The sequence below is a fragment of the Rhodopila sp. genome (assembly GCF_965277165.1).
Lineage (GTDB): Bacteria > Pseudomonadota > Alphaproteobacteria > Acetobacterales > Acetobacteraceae > Rhodopila.
Genome location: NZ_CBDICE010000006.1, coordinates 1,213,000 through 1,233,912, shown reverse-complemented (window position 1 = coordinate 1,233,912; position 20,913 = coordinate 1,213,000). Strand labels below are relative to the sequence as shown.

The 20,913-nt window shown below is 66.1% G+C and carries 18 protein-coding genes; 14 read left to right on the top strand and 4 right to left on the bottom strand.

Annotation, left to right across the window (positions count from 1 at the left end):
• Positions 1–726 (bottom strand): hydroxyacylglutathione hydrolase, encoded by a 726-nt coding sequence (gloB, locus tag ACQY4Y_RS17680; RefSeq protein ID WP_428491901.1) that lies wholly within the window; start codon positions 724–726, stop codon positions 1–3.
• A 59-nt stretch (positions 727–785) separates the two neighbouring features.
• Here gloB and ACQY4Y_RS17675 point away from each other — a divergent pair, with 59 nt between their 5' ends.
• The gene (locus ACQY4Y_RS17675) at positions 786–1,496 is read left to right on the top strand and encodes a class I SAM-dependent methyltransferase (protein WP_428491900.1); all 711 of its coding nucleotides are present in this window, start codon (positions 786–788) and stop codon (positions 1,494–1,496) included.
• Positions 1,497–1,712: 216 nt separating this feature from the next.
• The gene (locus ACQY4Y_RS17670) at positions 1,713–1,943 is read left to right on the top strand and encodes a type II toxin-antitoxin system VapC family toxin (RefSeq protein ID WP_428491899.1); all 231 of its coding nucleotides are present in this window, start codon (positions 1,713–1,715) and stop codon (positions 1,941–1,943) included.
• 48 nt (positions 1,944–1,991) lie between these two features.
• On the opposite strand, the gene ACQY4Y_RS17665 is transcribed toward ACQY4Y_RS17670, so the two are convergent.
• From ACQY4Y_RS17665 to metX, 3 genes are read right to left on the bottom strand one after another with little or no spacing between them, the layout of a single operon-like run.
• The gene (locus tag ACQY4Y_RS17665; RefSeq protein ID WP_428491898.1) at positions 1,992–3,089 is read right to left on the bottom strand and encodes a TonB family protein; all 1,098 of its coding nucleotides are present in this window, start codon (positions 3,087–3,089) and stop codon (positions 1,992–1,994) included.
• Positions 3,090–3,099: 10 nt separating this feature from the next.
• Entirely contained in the window at positions 3,100–3,699 is a 600-nt protein-coding gene (gene metW, locus ACQY4Y_RS17660) for a methionine biosynthesis protein MetW (RefSeq protein WP_428493664.1), read from the bottom strand.
• 35 nt (positions 3,700–3,734) lie between these two features.
• Entirely contained in the window at positions 3,735–4,937 is a 1,203-nt protein-coding gene (gene metX, locus ACQY4Y_RS17655) for a homoserine O-acetyltransferase MetX (RefSeq protein ID WP_428491897.1), read from the bottom strand.
• Between the two features lie 253 nt (positions 4,938–5,190).
• Between metX and ACQY4Y_RS17650 the strand changes: the two genes are divergently transcribed.
• The 12 genes from ACQY4Y_RS17650 to glpD all read left to right on the top strand — a co-directional run bounded on the left by ACQY4Y_RS17650 (position 5,191) and on the right by glpD (position 20,649).
• Complete coding sequence (locus ACQY4Y_RS17650; protein WP_428491896.1) at positions 5,191–6,108, top strand: chorismate mutase; 918 nt, start codon at positions 5,191–5,193, stop codon at positions 6,106–6,108.
• Positions 6,105–7,199 (top strand): histidinol-phosphate transaminase, encoded by a 1,095-nt coding sequence (gene hisC / locus ACQY4Y_RS17645; protein ID WP_428491895.1) that lies wholly within the window; start codon positions 6,105–6,107, stop codon positions 7,197–7,199. Before ACQY4Y_RS17650 ends, hisC begins: the two co-directional genes overlap by 4 nt.
• A complete protein-coding gene (locus tag ACQY4Y_RS17640) occupies positions 7,162–8,079 on the top strand; it encodes a prephenate/arogenate dehydrogenase family protein (protein WP_428491894.1) in 918 nt (305 codons plus the stop codon). Before hisC ends, ACQY4Y_RS17640 begins: the two co-directional genes overlap by 38 nt.
• Before the next feature lie 111 nt (positions 8,080–8,190).
• Positions 8,191–8,718: a VOC family protein gene (locus ACQY4Y_RS17635; RefSeq protein WP_428491893.1), complete on the top strand. Its 528-nt coding sequence runs from the start codon at positions 8,191–8,193 to the stop codon at positions 8,716–8,718.
• Between the two features lie 141 nt (positions 8,719–8,859).
• Positions 8,860–10,650: an acyl-CoA dehydrogenase C-terminal domain-containing protein gene (locus tag ACQY4Y_RS17630; protein ID WP_428491892.1), complete on the top strand. Its 1,791-nt coding sequence runs from the start codon at positions 8,860–8,862 to the stop codon at positions 10,648–10,650.
• Between the two features lie 366 nt (positions 10,651–11,016).
• Positions 11,017–12,081 (top strand): iron ABC transporter substrate-binding protein, encoded by a 1,065-nt coding sequence (locus ACQY4Y_RS17625; RefSeq protein WP_428491891.1) that lies wholly within the window; start codon positions 11,017–11,019, stop codon positions 12,079–12,081.
• Positions 12,082–12,104: 23 nt separating this feature from the next.
• Positions 12,105–13,658 (top strand): ABC transporter permease, encoded by a 1,554-nt coding sequence (locus tag ACQY4Y_RS17620; protein WP_428491890.1) that lies wholly within the window; start codon positions 12,105–12,107, stop codon positions 13,656–13,658.
• Entirely contained in the window at positions 13,658–14,761 is a 1,104-nt protein-coding gene (locus ACQY4Y_RS17615; protein ID WP_428491889.1) for an ATP-binding cassette domain-containing protein, read from the top strand. The genes ACQY4Y_RS17620 and ACQY4Y_RS17615 overlap by 1 nt, the downstream gene beginning before the upstream one ends.
• A 131-nt stretch (positions 14,762–14,892) precedes the next feature.
• Positions 14,893–16,377: a carbohydrate porin gene (locus ACQY4Y_RS17610; protein ID WP_428491888.1), complete on the top strand. Its 1,485-nt coding sequence runs from the start codon at positions 14,893–14,895 to the stop codon at positions 16,375–16,377.
• A gap of 120 nt (positions 16,378–16,497) precedes the next feature.
• On the top strand, positions 16,498–17,613 hold the full coding sequence (locus ACQY4Y_RS17605; protein WP_428491887.1) for a hypothetical protein: 1,116 nt from the start codon (positions 16,498–16,500) through the stop codon (positions 17,611–17,613).
• A gap of 10 nt (positions 17,614–17,623) precedes the next feature.
• Positions 17,624–18,952, top strand: a complete 1,329-nt coding sequence (locus tag ACQY4Y_RS17600; protein WP_428491886.1) for a Dyp-type peroxidase — start codon at positions 17,624–17,626, stop codon at positions 18,950–18,952.
• A 164-nt stretch (positions 18,953–19,116) separates the two neighbouring features.
• Positions 19,117–20,649 (top strand): glycerol-3-phosphate dehydrogenase, encoded by a 1,533-nt coding sequence (gene glpD / locus ACQY4Y_RS17595; RefSeq protein ID WP_428491885.1) that lies wholly within the window; start codon positions 19,117–19,119, stop codon positions 20,647–20,649.
• The last annotated feature ends 264 nt before the right edge of the window (positions 20,650–20,913 follow it).

Below are 20,913 nucleotides of genomic sequence, written 5' to 3'. Positions count from 1 at the left end.
CTAGAAACTATCCTTCTTCGCCCGCAATGTCGCGAAACTTGCGGCGTCGGGCGCCAAAAGAAAAGGATTTGCCTTCATTTCGTCACCAAGCACCGACGGCACGCTAGGCTGGCCGGCGGCACGCAACTGCTCCACCTTGGCGACGAAGTCGTGCAACTTGGCGTTCTTCGGATCGACTGCGAGAGCAAACCGAGCATTGCTTTCAGTGTATTCATGACCGCAGCAGACCTTGGTGTCGGCCGGCAGCGCGGCTAGCTTGCGCAGGCTGGCATACATTTCTTGCGGTGTGCCCTCGATCAGGCGTCCGCAACCCAGACTGAACAACGTATCACCCGACAGCAGGATATCGCCGTCCGGGAAGAAGAAATTGATCTGGCCGCGCGTGTGGCCGGGGGTATCGATCACTTGCCCGGTCGCATCGCCCAACCGGACGGTGTCGCCCTCCCGCAGCGCCTCATCCAGTTTCGGCAGCCTGTGCTGGTCCGCCGCGGCACCCACAACCGGACATTTGAACCGGGCGCGGACCTCATCGACGCCAGCGATGTGGTCGTCGTGATGGTGGGTCAACAGGATCATGTCCAGCCGCCCACCGGCCTTTTCCAGCGCTTCGATGATCGGTCGGGCGTCAGCCGGATCGACGATCGCGGTGGCGCCAGTACCGCTGTCGCGCAGCAGCCAGGCGTAGTTGTCTCTCAGGATGGGGACCGGGGATGCTGTGATTGTCATGATGGACCCTAGCATTCGTTCATTCGATCGAAAACCGCTTGACGTGTTATAGTATGGATATGACAGCGGATGCACATCTTGCGGCGGAGTTCTACGGCTCGGCCCGTGGCGCCGTAACCGCACGGGTATTGCGTGAGCGACTGCTGGCGATGTGGCCCGCCGCCCCGCACGAGGCCGTGCTCGGCATCGGGTACGCCATGCCCTACCTGCGGCTGTGGCGCGACCAGGCGGCACGTTGCGTCGCGCTGACGCCGGCGCAAATGGGCGCCGCCCGATGGCCGCCGGGCATGCCGAACCTGTCCTGCGCGGCGGAAGAAGACTGTCTGCCGTTCGGTGACCTGACCTTCGACCGCATCTTGCTCGTGCATGGCCTCGAAATGGCCGAGAATGCGCGCCGGCTGCTGCGTGAAGCCTGGCGGGTGCTGAAGGACGACGGGCGGTTGCTGATCGTGGCGCCGAACCGCAGCGGCATGTGGGCCTACCGCGAAAGCACGCCGTTCGGCCATGGCCTGCCGTACTCCACCGGTCAGCTTGGCCGGCTCCTCGCCGGCGGCCTGTTTCGGGTCGAGCGGCGTGACGCAGCATTGTGGATGCCGCCATCACGATTGCGTGTGGTCTTGCGGAGCAGCCCGCTGTTCGAACGCGCCGGACGTAGAATGATGCCTGGCTTCGCCGGCGTTACCCTGACCGAGGCGGTCAAGGATGTCTACGCGGCGATGCCGCTGCAAGCGGTGCCGCGCCGGAGACTGGTGCTCGCCGAGGCGGCTTAGTCGTGAAATGCCGGGCCATCGATCAACAACGCTCGGCCTGATATGTTTCGCTCATGCTGATCTCGCCCCAGCCAATCAGCGCCGCCCGCGCCCTCCTGCGTCTGGAACAGACAGATCTGGCCAAGTGGGGTCATGTCTCTGGCGTCACGATCCGCCGCCTCGAGGCGGCAATTGCATCTTCGCGCGTCACACCGGCTATCCTCGGCTGTCTGACAGGTGCTGGAGAATGCCGGAGCCGAATTGATTCCCGATGCAGTTCGCAGGCGCCGCGCCGCCTTGCCCGATGCGCGCGCCGCGAGAGACGCCTTCTTGCGTTATCGCAAGGGCCGCCATCCCGACTTACTCAACCTCGGCGAGTGCGCGTCCTACGAAGTCGCCAAGGAGCATGCTCCGCTGCTGTCCAGGGGCTATGACTTCGCGCAGACCAACCTGCTGCCGGCAGCCTGATCCGCTGCTGGCTGAGAACGTTATGGTATAGAATCGAAATAACTGAGCCTACCGCGGCCGGATCAACACATAGTGCATGGTGAAGTTGAAGTCGATCGGCTCTTTGGTGCCGTACGGCAACGGCGGAATATTCTGATCACGGAACAGTGCCAGCAGAGCCAGATCCAACCACATCGAACCCGACTTCCCGATCAACTCGACCATTTTGACGCGCCCGTTCGGATCGGCGACGACGCGGACCTTGGCGTCGCCCTCTTCACCGTCACGCCGCGCCTCCATCGGATAATACGCGTGTTCGGCGACCCATCGGCTTAGCGCGTTGCGCCAGTCGGCACCTTCGCGATCCTGATCTCGGTCCGAGAACGGCGTATCGTCCGCCGCGCCGCGGGACGCCGGCCCTAGCGACATGTCGATGGTTCCCGGGATATGGGGTGCCGGCCGCGTCCGGTTCGACGAGCGCAACGCCAGCCGCGGCGTGCCGAAACTGAAATTCATCGGCGCCGGGAAATTCGACGGCTTTTGCGGCGTCGCCTGTCGCGGCGGCGGTCGAACCGGGGGCGACTTTGGTATCGGCGACGGCCTGGCCGCCGGCGGTGCCGGCTCGACCGCTGGCGGCGGCAGAACCAGAGCCGGCTCCGACGTTGATTGCGGTATCGGAACATGCGGCCTTGGGGCAGCCGGTGACGGCGGCACCGGGACAGACGGCGTCGGTGCCGGAACCGCAGGCGTCGGCTCTGTCGTAGGTGGCGTCGGCGCAGGTGGCGTCGGCGCAGGTGGCGTCGGCACAGGTGGTGTAGGCGCCGGCGGTGTCGGTGCAGACGGCGACGGTTCCGGTGGCGGCTCCGGGGGCAGCGGCAGCGGCTGCGCCTTCGGAGCCACCTTCGACGGGGTCGATGGCTTGGCCTGAAGCTGCGGGTTCGGCAGTGTCGGCCCGGTCTTGCGTCCGGTGTCGAACAGCATCGTCACCGCCGAGGGCGGGGGCAGCAACTCCGACTTTTCTTCCCGCCGCACCGTCACCAGTAGCAGCACGCCGATCACCACGTGAACCAGCAGCGAGATCAGCACCGCGAACCGAATGCGCCGAGACCGCCGCCGGGGTGGCCGGGACGCCAGAGCATCCATCCGCCGCGACCCGATCAGCACCATTCCCAGGTCCCTATCGGTGCCTCAGCAGGAACACCCCTTGTTCACCGAACAGGTTGGCGAGCCAGGAGAACCGGCGCCACGGCAACCGCCGTCCGCCATCGTCGGCGGCCAGCCAGGCTTCCACGACATAGCCCTCTTCCTCACACAGCACGAAGAAATCGCGGATCGTGCAGGGGTGGATGTTTGGGGTTTCGTGCCACGGCCGGTCCCAGGTCGCGGTCATCGGCATCCGGCCTGTGGACAGCAACTGCCAGCGCACCAGCCAATGGCCGAAATTCGGGAAGCTGACGACCGCGCGGGTGCCGATCCGCAGCATCTGGCGCAGCACCGCACGGGGCTTTTCCACCGCCTGCAAGGCTCGTGACAGCACGACGTAGTCGAACGCACCGTCGGGATAGTGCGCCAGGTCGAAATCGGCGTCGCCGTGCATCACCGGCAGGCCATGCGCCACCGCCCGGGTCACCTCGGCCATGTCGATCTCGATGCCGCGGGCGTCGCATCCCTTGGTCTGGAACAGGTGGTCGATCAGTGTTCCGTCGCCGCAGCCGATATCCAGCACGCGCGCGCCCGGCGCGATCATGCCGGCGATCAAGGCGAGATCGACCCGCATGTTCTTGGCCAGGAAGCGCACCGGATCCAGCGTGCTCATTCGGCCCCGACATCCACTGGGGCCAACCCGGCATGGATCGCGCAGCCGCGCAGGAACCCCGCCAGCGTGCGATGAAAGTCCGGCTCCTCCAGCAGGAACGCGTCGTGCCCCTTGTCGGTTGGAAATTCCACGAAAGATACGTTGGCGCCGGCGCGGTTCAGTGCCCGCGCCACAGACCGGCTTTCCTCGGTCGGGAACAGCCAGTCGGAGCTGAACGACGCCAGCAGGAACCGGGTGCGCGATCCCTTGAACGCGGTGGCCAGATCACCGCCGACATCGGCGCCGAGGTCGAAATAGTCCATCGCCCGGGTGATCGTCAGATAGCTATTGGCATCGAAACGCTGCACGAAGGTGCTGCCCTGGTGACGCAGATAGCTCTCGACCTCGAACATCTCACCGAACAGGTTGATCGCCTCGGTGCTGTCCTTGGGCGCGTTCTGCAGCCGGCGGCCGAACTTGCGGCTCAGCGCCTCCTCAGACAGATAGGTGATATGCGCGCACATCCTGGCGACCGCCAGCCCACGGGCGGGAAACCGACCGGTCCGCCAGTACTGGCCGTTCTGCCAATCCGGATCGGCGAAGATCGCCTGACGCCCGACCTCGTTGAAGGCGATGTTCTGCGCCGAGTGATAGGATGCGGTGGCGATCGGCAGGGCCGCGAACACCGAATCGGGATACAGCGCCGCCCATTGCAGAACCTGCATGCCGCCCATCGACCCGCCGATCACGGCGAACAGCCGCTCGATCCCCAGATGCTCGATCAGGCGTTTCTGCGCGTGCACCATGTCGCGGATCGTGACCGGAGGGAAATCGGTGCCCCAGGGTTCGTCGGCCGCGGTTCCGTCCGCCAGTTCGCGATTGCTCAACGGCCCGGTGCTGCCCATGCAGCCGCCGAGCACATTGGGGCAGATGACGAACAGGCGGTTGGTGTCCAGCGGCCGCCCCGGACCAACCACGCTGTCCCACCAGCCCGGTTTTCCGGTGATCGGGTGTTCCTCGGCGACATACTGGTCCAAGGTCAGCGCGTGACATACCAGGACCGCGTTCGAGCGTGCCGCGTTCAGTGTGCCATAGGTGCGATAGGCGACGGTATGATGGCGCAGCGCCGTGCCGCACTCCAGCATGATCCCATCATCGAATGTGACGTGGCTGTGACGGTCGGTTTCCACCGGGTCCGCGCGGGTGGTTGGCTGATCCATCGCGGCGATTGCATAGGACCTGCCGCCGCCGCTCGCAACCGGGCACCGACGGCCTTCGCCGAATGGGTGTGGGCCGAATGGGTGTGGGCCGAATGGGTTTGCAGACTGATGCGCATCCGCTAGACCGTTGCCGCCCAACCGCACGCGCTGATCCTGGTTCACCCACTTGTTCGATCGCACCATCCTCCGTCGCGGACGTTCCGCCCGGCGCGATCGTGCGCTAAGTCTGATACCCACTCCGACGGCGAGAATAATGCCCAGTTCCGTACCGACCGCTGATGTTTCGCCCGCTGCGTCCGTCCCGACTGTCGCCGATGCCGCCGAACCCGCTCCGGTGGACGGCTGGCGCAGCGGTGATCTGCCTGCCCTGCGAGCCGAACTCGACCGCATCGACAACACGCTGCACGACCTGCTGATGGAACGCGCAGGCATCGTCGAATACGTTGCCCGCTCGGCCAAGCCGGCGGCGTTCCGGCCGGGACGCGAAGCCTCGATCATCCGGCGGCTGCTGGGCCGCCATCGAGGCGCGCTGCCATCCGCCGCCGTGGTGCGGATCTGGCGCGAGCTGCTGGCCGGCACAACCGCCATGCAAGGCGGATTTTCACTCTCCGTCTGCGATGACCATCAGGCAGCCTCATTGACACAACTTGCGCGCGAGCACTTCGGCGCGCTGACACCATTGCGCACACGTACCACCGCCGATCAGGCCCTGCAGGATGTCAGTGAGCGAATCGCCTCGGTGGCGGTGCTGAAGTATCCATCGGAAATTGAAACCTGGTGGGTGGCCCTGCTGCGCCGGCAACCGAAGCTGCACATCATCGCCCGCATGCCGTTCTGGGCGCCGCGTCCGGATGGAGCACCCGTGGAGCAGGCCCTGGTGGTGGCCGCAACCCCCGCCGACGCCAGTGGCACGGATCACTCCTTCGTCGGTTTGCAGTGCGATGGCGACCTCACCCCGGCTAAGCTGTACAGCGCGATGTCGAAGGCCGGACTGACGCAGCAGTCGATGCTGGTGCACCGCCACCCGGGATCATCGATCGCCGATGTCCTCGTCGAGGTCGAGGGTCACCTCAACGACGATGACCCTCGGCTGGCCGAACTGCGCCCCCTGCCGCGTCGTCCGATCGTGCTGGGATGTTACGCGCTGCCGGTCGGGATGCCGGTTCGGTGAACAGCCCAGCCCCGCGCGCGGAAATACTGCGCATCGAGCCCTATGTTGCCGGCGAATCGGAACTGCCGGGCGCGAACCGGACGGTGAAGCTGTCGTCGAACGAGGGCGCGTTCGGCGTGCCACCTGCGGCTCGGGCGGCAATTGTTGCGACGGCCGCCGAGGCATACCGCTATCCCGATGGCGCCGCCGACCCCCTGCGTGCGGCACTTGGAAAGAGATGGGGCCTGGATCCCGCCAGGATCGTCTGTGGCGCCGGGTCCGACGACCTGTTGTACCAGTTCTGCCTGTCCTATGGCGGCCCAGGACGCGACATCATCATGTCAGCGCATGGGTTTTCCATCTATCATATCGCCGGGACCTACGCCGGCAGCCGCGTGATCAAAGTGCCAGAGCGGCATCTGACCGCCGACCTGGATGCCATGCTGGCAGCGGTGTCTCCGGCCACACGGTTGATCTTCCTGGCCAATCCGAACAATCCGACCGGATCGATGGTGCCGGCTGCGGACGTCGCCCGGTTTCGCGCCGCGTTGCCGCCCGAGGTGCTGCTGGTGCTCGACGCGGCGTACGCCGAATACGTGACCCGCCCCGCCTACGACGCCGGCGTCAAACTGGTGGACTCCACCGCCAACACGGTGATGACCCGTACGTTCTCCAAGATTTTCGGCCTGGGCGGGATGCGCATCGGTTGGTGCTACGCGCCGCCGGCCATTGTCGACGTGCTGAATCGGGTGCGCGGACCGTTCAACGTCTCGGTCGCCGCGCAGGCCGCTGCGATCGCCGCGCTGGGCGAACCGGGCTGGGTTGAGAAAGGCTGTGCGCATAACGCCGAATACCGGCCGAAGCTGGCGGCCGGGATCGAGGCAGCCGGACTCAAGGTCTGGCCCAGCGAGGCCAATTTCGTGCTGGTCGACCTGGCGACCACCCAGGCCGCGAACGCGGCTGATGCGTTCCTGCGTGCCAACGGCATCATCGTTCGCAAGGTCGGCGGCTACGGACTGCCGCACTGTCTGCGGGTCACCGTCGGCACAGCCGACGAAGTCGGCCTGGTGGTCGATGCCTTCGCCGAATTCACCCGGCAAGCCCGTGGCTGATCCGGTTTTCAAGCGGCTCGCACTGCTGGGCGTGGGACTGATCGGGTCCTCAGTCGCCCGCATCGCGCGCCTTCGCGGCGACATCGCGGCGGAAGTCGTCGTCAACGCTCGCACCCGCAAGACCCTGGACCGGGTGGTGGAGCTTGGCATCGCCGATCGGGTAGAACTCGATCCGGCCGAGGCGGTCAAGGGCGCGGACTGCGTGATGCTGTGCGCCCCGGTCGGTGCGTTTGCCGACCTCGCCGCCAGGATTGCGCCGCATCTGGCGCCGGGGGCGGTCTTGACCGATGTGGGATCGACCAAGCAGTCGGTGATCCGCGATGTCGGCCCGCTGGTGCCGGCCGGAGTGCATTTCGTGCCCGCCCACCCGATCGCTGGCACCGAACATTCCGGACCCGATTCGGGTTTCGTCGAGCTGTTCCAGGGGCGCTGGACCTTGCTGACCCCGGTTCCCGATACCGACGAGGCGGCGATCGCCAAAATCGAGGAACTGTGGCGGCGCTGCGGGGCAGAGACCGAACGGATGGAACCCGCTCATCACGACCGGGTGCTGGCGATCGTTTCGCACCTGCCGCATCTGATCGCATTCACCATCTGCGGTACCGCCGATGATCTGGCGGATGAAAGCCGCCAGGAGGTGGTAAACTTCGCCGCCTCCGGGTTCCGCGACTTCACCCGCATCGCGGCATCGGACCCGGTGATGTGGCGCGACGTTTTCCTCAACAACCGCGAGGCACTGCTGGAAATGCTGCAGCGCTTCATGGAGGACGCGCAGGCCATGGCGCGTGCCGTGCGCTGGGGCGATGCCGCCTACATCGAGGACAAGGTCGAACGCGGCCGCAAGATCCGCCGCAGCCTGATCGAGCGCAAGCAGGCCTGATCGGCCGCGACATCCGGACAGCCGGGCGCGCAACCTACGGCGGGTGATTTGCCCCGCGACCGGTCTGTGAGGCAAACTCACCGCACGACAACAATCCAGGGAGCCGAAGCCATGACGGTGAAGAGCAAGGGTTTTCTACGCCACGTCGCGCTGAGCGTCGCGGACCCGTGGGAGACGGCGGAATACTACAAAGCGACAGTCGGACTGGAAGAAGTCGCGGAAATCGACGGTCCGCTGGCCGAGGGCGTGTTCCTGACCGATGGGGTCGTCAACCTGGCGATCCTGCACTTCAAGTCAGACGAAGCGTCGCAGGGTACCGGCGTCGATTTCGTCGGCATCCATCACATTGGCTTCTGGGTCGATGACGTGATCGTTTCCGGTCAGCAGGCCCGGGCCGCTGGCGGCAAGTGGATCATGGGCGATCCGAACAACCCGCACGGCTACGAGGTCAAGCACACCGACCTTTCCAACATCATCTTCGATATCGCCGCGCACGGCTGGGCTGGCAGCCAGAAGCGTCCCGGCGAGGCGGAAAACGAAACCCACCCCAACCCCCGCCGCCGGCTGGCCAAGTTCGACGATCGGCGCGAGGCGGCTCGGCGCAAGATCGAGGCCAACAAGATGGCCGAAGCCGTCTAGCGTCCTGTCCCAGTAGTTCGCCGCACTTCGCGGCGAGCGAATGGGGTCGGCAGGCCGCTGAAAACAAACAGCTCGGACCAACTCGATCGGGTCAGCCAGGATCAATCGTGCCCACCGGTGATCCCATCAACAGGTGATCCCATGCAGACCTATAAGGCACCACTGCGTGACATGCGTTTCGTGTTGCACGAACTGCACGACAGCACCGAGCTTGCCAAGCTAGCGGGGCTGCGGGAGGTATCCGCCGAACTGATGGACAGCATCCTGGACGAAGCCGCCAAGGTGGCGGAGCAGGTCCTGCTGCCCACCAACGCACCCGGCGACGAGATCGGCTGCGTACTGGAAAACGGCGTCGTGCGGACCCCGAACGGCTTCCGTGAAGCCTACGACACGTTCCGCCAGGGCGGCTGGACCGCGCTTGCCGCCGACCCGAAATACGGCGGCCAGGGCTTGCCGGAAAGCCTGAACAAGCTGATCGAGGAGATGATCTGCTCCGCCAACCTCGCGTTCAGCCTGTATCCCGGTCTGACCCACGGCGCCTATCAAGCGATCGCCAGTCACGCATCGGACGAATTAAAAAACACCTACCTGCCGAAACTGGTGGACGGCACCTGGTCGGGCACGATGTGCCTGACCGAGGCCCATTGCGGCACCGACCTGGGACTGCTCCGCACCCGCGCCGAACCGCGACCGGACGGCAGCTACAAGGTCGGCGGCACGAAGATCTTCATCAGCGCCGGTGAGCACGACTTGACCGAGAACATCATCCACCTCGTGCTCGCTCGGCTACCCGACGCACCGGCCGGCAGCCGCGGCATCAGCCTGTTCCTGGTGCCCAAATTCCTGCCCGCCGCGGATGGCCGCGCCGGCGCCCGCAACGGCGTGATCTGCACCGCGCTGGAGCACAAGATGGGGATCAAGGGCTCCGCCACCTGCCAGTTGACCTTCGAGGACGCCACCGGCTGGCTGGTCGGCACCCCGAACAAGGGCCTGGCGACGATGTTCACCATGATGAACAGCGAGCGTCTCTCGGTCGGCATCCAAGGTCTCGGCGCGGCCGAGACCAGCTACCAGAGCGCGGTTGCATATGCCCGAGACCGCATCCAGGGCCGCGCCCTCGGCGGAGCCAAGGCGCCCGACCAGGCGGCCGACCCGATCATCGTCCACCCCGACATCCGCCGCATGCTGCTGACCATTCGCGGCTACACCGAGGGGTGCCGCGCACTCGGCGGCTGGGTCGCGCGGGAACTGGACGAACTGCAGCGCTCCGATGACCCGAAGGCGCGTCAGCGGGCCGAGGACTTCACCGCGCTGATGACGCCGGTGGTCAAGGCTCTGTTCACCGACCTCGGTTTCGAGGCGACCAATATCGCCATGCAGGTCTACGGCGGCCACGGCTACATCCGCGACAACGGCATGGAGCAACTGGTTCGCGACGCCCGTATCTCGATGATCTACGAAGGCACCAACGGCATCCAGGCCCTGGATCTGGTCGGCCGCAAGCTGCCGCAGGGTGCCGGGCGGATGCTGCGAACCTTCTTCCATCCGGTCAACGACTTCATCGAAACCCACAGCGGTCATCCGCAACTCGGCGACATGGTCAAGGGCTTCGCCAAGGCGTTCGGCGCCCTGCAGCTCGCCACCGCTCAGATCGCCACGACCGGTGCGACGGACCCCGAGGAAGCCGGCGCCGCCGCCGCCGATTATCTGCGCCTGTTCGGCCTGGTGGCGCTCGGTTTCATGTGGCTTCGATCAGCGGTGATCGCGGTTGAGAAACTGCGCGGGCCGGGCACCGACGCCGCCTTCTACAAGGCCAAGCTCATTACCGCCCGGTTCTACGTGGAGCGCATCCTGCCGCAGGTCGGCGGCCTGCTGGCCGCCATCAAGTCCGGCAAGGGTGCGATGATGGCGATGCAGGAGGCAGCGTTCTGACGCCGGGCGTCAAAGACGGCTGCCGGAGAAATTCCCGACCGTCCGACCACCCAATCTCCATCGCAGACGCTGGCGAAACCGTCTTGCCCGCGAAGCGCCCACGGCGAAGTCAGTTCGGCAACCGCGTGTGACCGGGTCTGCCGAGACACTCCGATCTCCTGTGCCAGCCAACCAGGCGATCCAGACATCAATCGACGACCTGCCGTCGCGCGCACCACTCGGACCTACGTGTTCAGCTCGGAGTGTCCAGGCGGGGAATTGACCACGCCCCCGGCCGGTGTTAGCGGACTGCAACTGCGAGGCGCTTGCATATAGACGGCGCCTCGCTGCCACCCGGCCTCGCCGGTATGCCAAAGGGTTCCCGCAATGCAGACTCGCCGCCGCTCGCTGTCCCGTCGCGATTTCGCGCGCCTTGCCGGCCTAGCCGCGGCCGGCCTGCTGGGATCGGCCGCCGCCATGCCGCCCGCCGGCCACGCGCCGACGGCGACTTCAGCGACCACGACGCTGACCCTCTATAGCGCGCAGCATCAGCAGGCGGTGGACATGATCACCAACGCCTTCACCAAGGCTACCGGCATCAAGGTCCGCAGCCATCATGGCGAGGCGCCCGAGATCGCGGCGCAGATTATCCGCGAAGGCGCCCACTCCCCAGCCGACGTCTATTTTACCGAGAACTCGCCGGAACTGGTGCTACTGGCCGAAAAGGGTCTGCTGTCGAAAATCGATCCCGAGACCCTGGCACGGGTGCCGGCTAAATACAGTTCACCGCACGGTGACTGGATCGGCGTATTGGCGCGTGAGAACGTGCTCGCGTTCAACCCAAAGATGATTCAGCCAGCCGATCTCCCGGCCTCGCTGATGGATCTCGCGCAGCCCTCCTGGAAGGGCAAGGTCGCCATCGCCCCCAGCGACGCCGACTTCCTGCCGCTGGTCAAGGCGGTGGCCGAAATCAAGGGCAGGCCGGCCGCGCTCGCCTGGCTCAAGGGTCTCAAGGCCAACGCCCAGATTTTTGATGATGACGAGGGTGTGGTCGCCGCGGTCGAGCGCGGCGCGGTCGCCACCGGCGTGATCAACAACTACTACTGGGCCCGGCTGCGCACCGAACAGGGCGCCGACAAGACTGTCAGTCAGATCCATCATTTCAGCAATGGCGACGTGGGCGCGCTGATCAACGTCTCCGGCGCCGGGATCTTGAAATCCTCGCACAACCAGGCTGCGGCGCAGCGGTTCGTTGCGTTCCTGGTCAGCAAGCCGATGCAGGAAATGCTGGCCCGATCCGACATCGACTTCGAGTATCCTCTGGCCGAGGGCGTGGCCCCCAACCCATTGCTGAAGCCGTTCGACCAGTTGCAGCCGCCGGCGCTGACCGTCGCGCAGCTCGGCGACGACCGAGAATCCGCCCAGTTGCTGCGTCAGGCCGGACTGCTCTGAGCATCAGCCACGGACCACTGTCCATGCCGCGCCGCCTTCGCATCCCCAGTGGTCTGCTGACCGCCGGACTGGTGGTTGCGGCACTGGTCCTGCTGCCGCTGACCTACACGATAAACGAAGCCCTGCAGGTCGATCGCCAAGATGCCATCGACCTGGTGTTCCGCCCCCTGGTCGGGGAGCTGCTGCTGAACACCTTGTCGCTGGTGCTGGCGACCACGCTGTTGTCGGCGGTGCTGGCCACCGCCGCGGCCTGGTGCGTCGAGCGGACCGACCTTCCTGGCCGCCAGGTCTGGGGCGTGCTCGCCGCGGTGCCGCTGGCGATACCGGCCTTCGTTTCCAGCTTCGCATGGATCTCGCTCAGCCTCCGCCTGCAGGATTTTGCGGGCGCCGTGGTCGTCGTCACCTGCTCGTACTACCCGCTGGTCTATCTGCCAGTCGCCGCCGCGTTGCGCGGCATGGACCCGGCGCTGGAGGAGACCGCGCGCGCCCTAGGCCAAACCGGCTGGGGCAGTTTCCGCCGCGTCGTGCTGCCGCAACTGCGCCCGGCCCTGCTGGGCGGCATGCTGCTGGTGGCGCTCGATACGCTGGTCGAGTTCGGTGCCCTCTCACTGCTCCGCTTCCGCACCTTCACCACCGAGATCTACGCCGAATACCGCACCGGCTTCGACCCATCAGAGATTGCCCTGCTGGCAATGATCCTACTGGCCCTGTGCCTGGTCTGCCTGGCGGCGGAGCTATGGGTGCGTGGCGGCGCACGCTACGCCAGGGTCGGGCGCGGCAGCCGCCGAGCATCGACGCCTCACCGGCTCGGCCGAGCCCGCTACCCGGTGCTGGCTGGCTTCGCACTGCTGGTGGTGGCGACGCTCGGCATACCGCTCGGCATGATCACCTACTGGTTGACGCAGCACGGTTCGGCCGCGATCACCCCCGAGGCGGTCAGTGCCCCGGCACTGTTGAGCGCCACATTTTCCTCGTTGCAACTCGGTGCGGCCGGCGCCGCCGCTTCGCTGCTGCTGGCGTTTCCGCTCGCCATGCTCGCCACCCAATACGATAGCCGATTGGTCACCCTGGTCGAACGCAGCGCCTATCTCGCCCAGGGCACTCCCGGCATCGTGGTCGCGCTGGCATTGGTTTCGCTGACGGTGCAGCGGATGCAGTCGCTTTACCAAAGTGAGGCATTGCTGATCATCGCCTATGCCATCCTGTTCCTGCCGCTCGCGCTCGTCAGCACCCGCGTCGCGCTCGCTCAGGTGCAGCGCGGACTGCAGGACGCCGGACGCTCGCTTGGATTGGGCTGGATCGCCGTGCTGTGGCGCGTGCTGTTGCCGCTCGCTGGCCCGGGCCTCGGGGCAGCGGCAGCGATGGTGTTCGTTTCCGTCATGACCGAACTGACCGCCACCCTGCTGCTGGCGCCGATCGGCACCCGCACGCTGGCGACACAGGTCTGGGCCAACACCTCGTCATTGGCCTTTGCCGCTGCTTCCCCCTATGCCGCGTTGATGACCTTGATATCGCTGCTCTCGGCTTGGCTGCTGGCGCGACGGTTCGGCGCCACTGCGTTGTCCGGGACGCGCTGATGACGGGACTCTCGATCAGCGGCCTGACCAAGAGCTTCAACGAGCAGCCGGTGCTGCGCGGACTCGACCTCGACGTGCCATCGGGCCAACTGGTGGCGATCCTTGGCGCTTCGGGCAGCGGCAAGACCACGCTGCTGCGCCTGCTGTGCGGCTTCGAACGAGCGGATGCCGGCAGCATCGTGCTTGACGGACGCATGGTCGCTTGTGCCGAACGCCATCTGCCGCCCGAGCGCCGCCGGATCGGATACGTGGCGCAGGAAGGTGCCCTGTTCCCGCATCTCTCCGTCGCCGACAATGTGCTGTTCGGCCTGCCCAGGCGCCAACGCCGCGACCACGACCGAGCCGTCGCCCTGCTGCGCGGGGTCGGATTGCCGGCCTCCTATGCCGCGCGCGGCCCGCACCAGCTATCCGGCGGCGAACAGCAGCGTGTGGCTTTGGCCCGAGCCCTGGCTCCCGCCCCAAGCCTGGTGCTGCTGGACGAGCCGTTCTCCGCGCTTGACGCCGCGTTGCGCGCCGAAACCCGACAGGCCGTGGCGGCCGCGCTGTCCGCCGCCGGCGCGACATCCCTGCTGGTGACGCACGACCAGGCCGAGGCGCTGTCGATGGGCCACCAAGTCGCGGTGCTGCGCGGCGGCCGGCTGGTGCAGGTGGCGACGCCGCAGACGCTGTATCGCCGTCCGATCGATGCCGACCTGGCCCGCTTCGTCGGCGACGCGATCATCCTGCCCGGGCGGGCCAGCAACGGCACCGTCGCCTGCGCCTTGGGCACGCTGACCCTCGCCGACGACATGCCAACGGGTGACGTCGATGTGCTGGTACGGCCCGAGCAGGTCCGACTGGATCCGACGGCGGCGCTGCGGGTCCGGGTGTCGGACGTCACCTACTACGGCCACGACGCCAGCATCCGGTTGGAACTGCCAGTCTCCAGTTTGCCGGCCCCCAGTTTGCCAGCGGTTGACCTGCCAACCGCCGACCTGCTCGCTCTCAGCGCCCGGGTGCATGGCCACGCCGCGCCGAAGCCGGGCGAGGAAACCGGCCTGCTGGTGGATGGCCCCGTTGTCGCGTGGCCGCTCAAGATCAACACTGCGTCAGCATCGGACTAAAACCCCTCTGCCGGTTGCGGAAACGCCGATCCGTGATGGCAAGACGCGAATGATTCGCATTATCATTCGCATGAACAGCCCGGCCGATTGGTGTCCCTGGGCTGTCCACCAAGCAGACCTGGAGAGTCCGAATGACCGCCGACCGCCTTGAAGACTGCCCCGGCCAGCGCCCTTGGCCGCGCCTGGCCAGGCACAAAGCAGCGCTATCGATATTGCTGCTGGCACTCGCGGTGCCGAAAGTCGCCCACTCACAAGCTCTTGGAACCCCTTCGGCGCCGGCCGCCTCGGCCGAGCCGGGATTCGAAACCGGGCTGTGGACCCGCCCCAATCTGCTCGGCGATGTCGGCGGTTTGCGTACCTATCTCGGCAATTACGGCATCACCATCGGTCTACAGGAGACCAGCGAGGTGCTCGGCAATGTGACCGGGGGCACTCATACCGGCTTCGATTATGACGGACTTACCTTGTTGAGCCTCGGGGTCGACACCCAGAAGGCGTTCGGCCTGCAAGGCGGCACGTTCAACGTCAGCGCATTGCAGATCCACGGCCGCAACCTCAGCACCGACAATCTGCAGACCCTGCAGACCGCCAGCGGCATCGAGGCCCAGGACACCACGAGATTGTGGGAATTGTGGTATCAGCAAGCCTTCCTGGACGGCCGCTTCGACGTGAAGATCGGGCAGCAAAGCGTGGACCAGGAGTTCATCACCAGCACGGGCTCCAGCCTGTTCATTAACACCGTGATGGGCTGGCCGATGCTGCCCTCGGTCGATCTCTACGCCGGAGGCCCGGCCTATCCGCTGTCCTCGCTGGGGGTGCGCGCGCGGGCCAACGCGATCGGTCCCTTTACCCTGTTGGCCGGCGTATTCGACGACAACCCGCCCGGAGGACCGTTCAACGACGACAGCCAGTTGCGCGGCGCCGAACGCACCGGCACCCGCTTCAATCTCGGCACCGGCGCGCTGTTCATCGCCGAGGTGCAGTATGCCCTGAACCAGCCGGCCAACGGAGACATGGATACGGGCAACAAGCCCAGCGGTCTTCCCGGCACCTACAAGCTTGGCGCTTGGTTCGATACCGCATCATTTCCTGACCAGCGGTTTGATGCCGACGGCATTTCTCTCGCCAATCCGCTCAGCAGCGGCGATCCGCAAATGCGCCGGCGCAATTTCAGCCTGTATGGCGTGTTCGATCAGGCGATCTGGCGACCCGATCCGGCCGGGGCACGCACCATCGGCGTCTTCGCCCGGATCATGGGAGCGCCAGGAGACCGCAACCTGATCTCGTTCAGCGTCAACGCCGGCATCACCATGAAGGCGCCGCTGCCCGGCCGCGACGACGACACGTTCGGAGTCGGTTGGGGCATCGCCAAGGTCGGCGGGAACGTCACCGGCTTCGATCAAGACAGCAATGCCTTGAACGGCGCCAGCCCGATCCGCACGAACGAGAACTTCATCGAGGTCACCTACCAGTACCAGGCGGCCGGCTGGTGGCAGATTCAGCCGGACTTCCAATACACCTTCCTGCCCGGCGGCGGCATCGCCAACCCGCTCAATCCGACCCAGCGCATCGCCAACGAGGCGGTGCTCGGCGTGCGCACCAACATCAGTTTCTGATCGTCTCTCACCCCATTCCGCCCGTCACGTTCCGGCCCGGCTCCCTTGAACTCAAGCCCGAAGGTTGCTTACATGCGACTTACTCGCATTCTCTCAACGCTTGGATCAGATGAGGCCCGCATGCGGCTCGCCCGGTTCGTTTTGATCGCCGCCACGATCGGCGCCGCTTGCCCGGTCGTCGCCCATGCCACCGACGAGGCCGGCTATCTGGGCAGCATACGCCGCCATAGCCTGGTCACCTCGACCGTGCCGTCGAATGGCGATCAGAACCCCTACGCGGTGGTCATTTCGCCGCTAACGTCCGGCAAACTTCGCCAGGGCGACGTGATGGTCGATAACTTCAATGACAAGCACAACCTGCAGGGGCTGGGCACCACCATCGTCTCGATCGATCCGAAGACGAAGAGCCTGTCGTTGTTCGCCTCCATCCCTCGCCATCTGCCGTCCTGCCCCGGCGGCGTCGGGCTGACCACGGCGATGGCGGTGCTAAAATCCGGCTGGGTCATCGTCGGCAGCCTGCCCAGCCAGGACGGCACCACCGGCACCAAGGGGCCCGGCTGCCTGATCGTGCTGAACAATCAGGGTGACGTCGCCGGCACCATGGCCGGGCCGAAAATCAACGGGCCGTGGGGCAACATGGCGGTGATCGACAACGGCAAGACCGCGACGCTTTTCGTCAGTATGACCGGCTTCGGCGTTGGTTCCGCCGATGGTAGCCCGCCGGTGGTCAACCAGGCGACGGTGCTCCGCATCGGACTGTCAATTCCCCCCGGCAAACCACCGGTCGTCACCAGCCAGACCGAGATCGCCAACGGCCTGGGCGAGCAGGCCGACAAGGATGTGTTCATCATCGGCCCCACCGGCCTGTGCCTGATCGGCAGCACGCTCTACGTGTCGGATGCCATCGGCAACCGCATCGCCGCGATCGCCGACGCGCCGACGCGCACCACCAGCGCCGGTCTCGGTCAGGACGTCACCAAGGATGGCTTGCTGAAGCGTCCGCTGGCGATGACCAAGGCGGCCAACGGCCACCTGTTGGTCATCAACGGACTGAACGGCCAGGTGGTGGAAATCGATCCGACCTCCGGCAAGCAGATCTACGCTCGCTGGATCGACGCCAACAAGGCGCAGACCCCGCCGGGCAGCGGTGACCTGTTCGGCATCGCCATGACACCCGGCGATAACGGCTTCTACTTCGTGCAGGACGAGACCAACACACTCGTCCTCGCCCACTAAGGATGATGATGTGACCGGCAAATGTCCGTTCTCCTCCCGTCGCGGCTTTCTCGCCGCCGCGGGTGGCCTGATGGCGGCGGCCCCGGTGACCGCGCTGCGCGCCCAGACAGCAACCCAAAAGGGCATCACCCCGGCAGCGCAGGGACCCGGCCGCGGCCTGACCGAACCGTTCTACGCGCCACGCCAGGGTGGCATCGTTACCGCGTTGCAGAGCCATACGTTCTTTGCCACCTTCGACTTGGCCGCCGACAGAAGTGACCAGATCGTCACCATGCTGAAGGCATGGACCGAAGCCGCCGCCCGCATGACTCAAGGGCTCCCCGCCCAGCCGATGGACGCCTACGGCCAGGGCGAAGACAAGCCTGCCGGCGACAGCGGCGAGGCGATCGGGCTCGCCCCAGCTCGGCTGACCATCACATTCGGCTTTGGTCCCGGCCTGTTCGTCAAGAACGGCAAGGACCGCTACGGCCTGGCAGGCCACCGGCCCGAAGCCTTCGTCGATCTACCCGCCTTCACCGGCGAACAACTGGTCGCGGCCCAAACCGGGGGCGACCTCTCGGTGCAAGCCTGCGCCGACGACCCCCAGGTCGCCTTCCACGCGATCCGCCAACTCGCGCGCATCGCATACGGCACAGCCGACTTGAAGTGGACGCAGACCGGGTTCATGTCGAACTACGCTGCCGAAGACACCCCGCGCAACCTGATGGGCTTCAAGGACGGCACGCAAAATCCCACTGCCACGCGTCCGGAAGCGACGTCCGGCGGTTCGCCGAGGGCGGGACTGAATGAAGTGGTCTGGGTCACCGACAAGGGTCCCGCCTGGATGCACGGCGGCAGCTATATGGTCGCCCGCCGCATCCGGATCGCGCTGGAGCATTGGGACCGCACAGAGATCTCGTTCCAGGAGGAAGTGATCGGGCGGCACAAATATTCCGGCGCGCCGCTCGGTATGAAAAATGAATTCGATCCGCTCGACCTCGACCGCACCGATAAGGATGGCAATTCGATCATCCCCGACACCGCCCATGTCCGCCTGGGCGCGCCGGAAAGCAACGGTGGCGCCCAGATCCTGCGCCGCGCATACTCCTATAACGATGGCTCCAACTTCACCGCGGAACGCTGGCCGCCGTGGCGCCAAGGCATCGAGTTCGATGCCGGGTTGCTGTTCATCTGCTACCAGCGCGATCCGCGGGCCGGGTTCATCAGGATATTCGACCAGATGTCGAAACTGGATGCGATGAACCAGTACACCACCCATGTCGGTAGCGGCATTTTTGCCTGCCCGCCTGGACCGGCCCAGGGCGGCTATATCGGACAAAAGCTTTTCGAAGCCGTCTAGCACATGATCGCGACTTGGGCGGAACGCTTAAAGCGCCCGATTTTGTTGAAACGACAACCGGCCGTAACGTCAGTCTGGAACCGCGGATTGCACCGGTTGCCGCGCGCGGGCCCACCAGACCCGACCCGATCCGCTGGTCGTGGCCAGTCCGTGTGACCGCTGCCATGGACAACGATTCCCCCTACGACCTGGCGATCATCGGCGGCGGCATCAACGGCTGCGGCATCGCCCGCGACGCCGCCGGGCGCGGCTGGCGCGTGCTGCTTTGCGAAAAGGCAGACCTCGGCTCCGGCACCTCGAGCGCCTCCACCAAGCTGATCCATGGCGGCTTGCGCTACCTTGAACACCGCGAATTCCGTCTGGTGCGCGAGGCCCTGCGAGAACGCGAGGTGCTGTGGGCTATCGCGCCGCACATCATCTGGCCACTGCGGTTCATCCTGCCGCACCACCGCCGGCTGCGCCCGGCATGGCTGCTGCGACTGGGCCTGCTGCTCTACGACCATCTCGGCGGTCGCAAGAACCTGCCGCCGACGCGCACGCTGAACCTGCGCACCGACCCGGCCGGCGCTCCGCTGAAGCCCGAGTTCACCCGCGGCTTCGCCTATTCGGACTGCTGGGTGGAGGATTCACGTCTGGTCGTGCTCAACGCTCGCGATGCCGCCGATCGCGGGGCGACGATCGCGCCGCGCACCGTTTGCGTGTCGGCCGAACGACTCGATCGGCGCTGGATGGTTACCCTGCACGATGAGACCACCAACCGCCGCCGCGTCATCCAGGCGAACGCACTGGTCAACGCGGCCGGCCCCTGGGTGGCCGAGGTCGCGGGATCGGTGATCCGCGCCAACGCGCCGACCGCGGTCCGGCTGGTGCAGGGCAGCCACGTGGTGGTGCGGCGATTGTATGACCACGACGCCTGCTACATCTTCCAGAACGCCGACAGCCGGGTGTTTTTCCTGATCCCCTATGAACGCGATTTCACCCTGATCGGCACCACCGACCAGGATTTCACCGGCGACCCCGCCGGCGTGCGGGCCAGTGAGACCGACATCGCTTACCTTTGTCACTCGGCGAGTGCTTACCTGCGCCAGACGGTGACACCGGACATGGTGGTCTGGTCATACGCCGGCGTGCGGCCGCTCTACGACGATGGCTCCACCGCGCCGCAGCAGGCCACCCGCGACTATGTGCTGAAACTCGATGCGCCGCCCCAGGCGCCGGCGCTGCTGTCAGTCATCGGCGGCAAGATCACCACCTATCGCCGATTGGCCGAGGCATCGCTGGCGCTGCTGCGCCCGCATCTGCCGGAAGTATCCGGCCTCGCCGCCGGCTGGACAGCGCGCCAGCCGCTGCCCGGCGGCGACTTCGCGATGGATGGTTTCGACCGGCAGGTGGCGGCCGCCGCGACGAGCTTCGCATTCCTTCCCGAACCGACCCTGCGTCGGCTGCTGCGGGCCTACGGCACCAGGATCGACCGGCTGATCGGCGACGCCACATGCCAGGCCGATCTTGGCCGGGTATTCGGCGCCGACCTGACCGAGGCGGAACTGCGCTATCTGGTGAGCGTCGAATGGGCACGCACCGCCGCCGATGTCCTTTGGCGACGCGGCAAGCTTGGCCTGCGCCTCTCGGCCGATCAGATCGCCGCGGTCGAGGACGCGATGCAACGGATCGTGCGCGAGACCGGGGTCGCGGCATGAACCTGGTGCCTCGGCCGCTTCGGGTCCGATCCGGATCAAACGCGGCCGCCAGCCCGGCAAAGTGCATGGCCTCGGCCGCGATCCTTCGTCCTGGTGGCAATCATCCGGGCCCGACAGACGCGCAAGAGCCCGCAGGGGCGGGGAAAACGCATGCCAAGGCGCGATCGAAGGTTGGGTTTCGCGGTACCCTGCATCGCTCAGTTGCTGGCATGGTTGCTTGCTTTGTAGAACAATAGCGGCAAACAACCGACTAACCGATAAGCT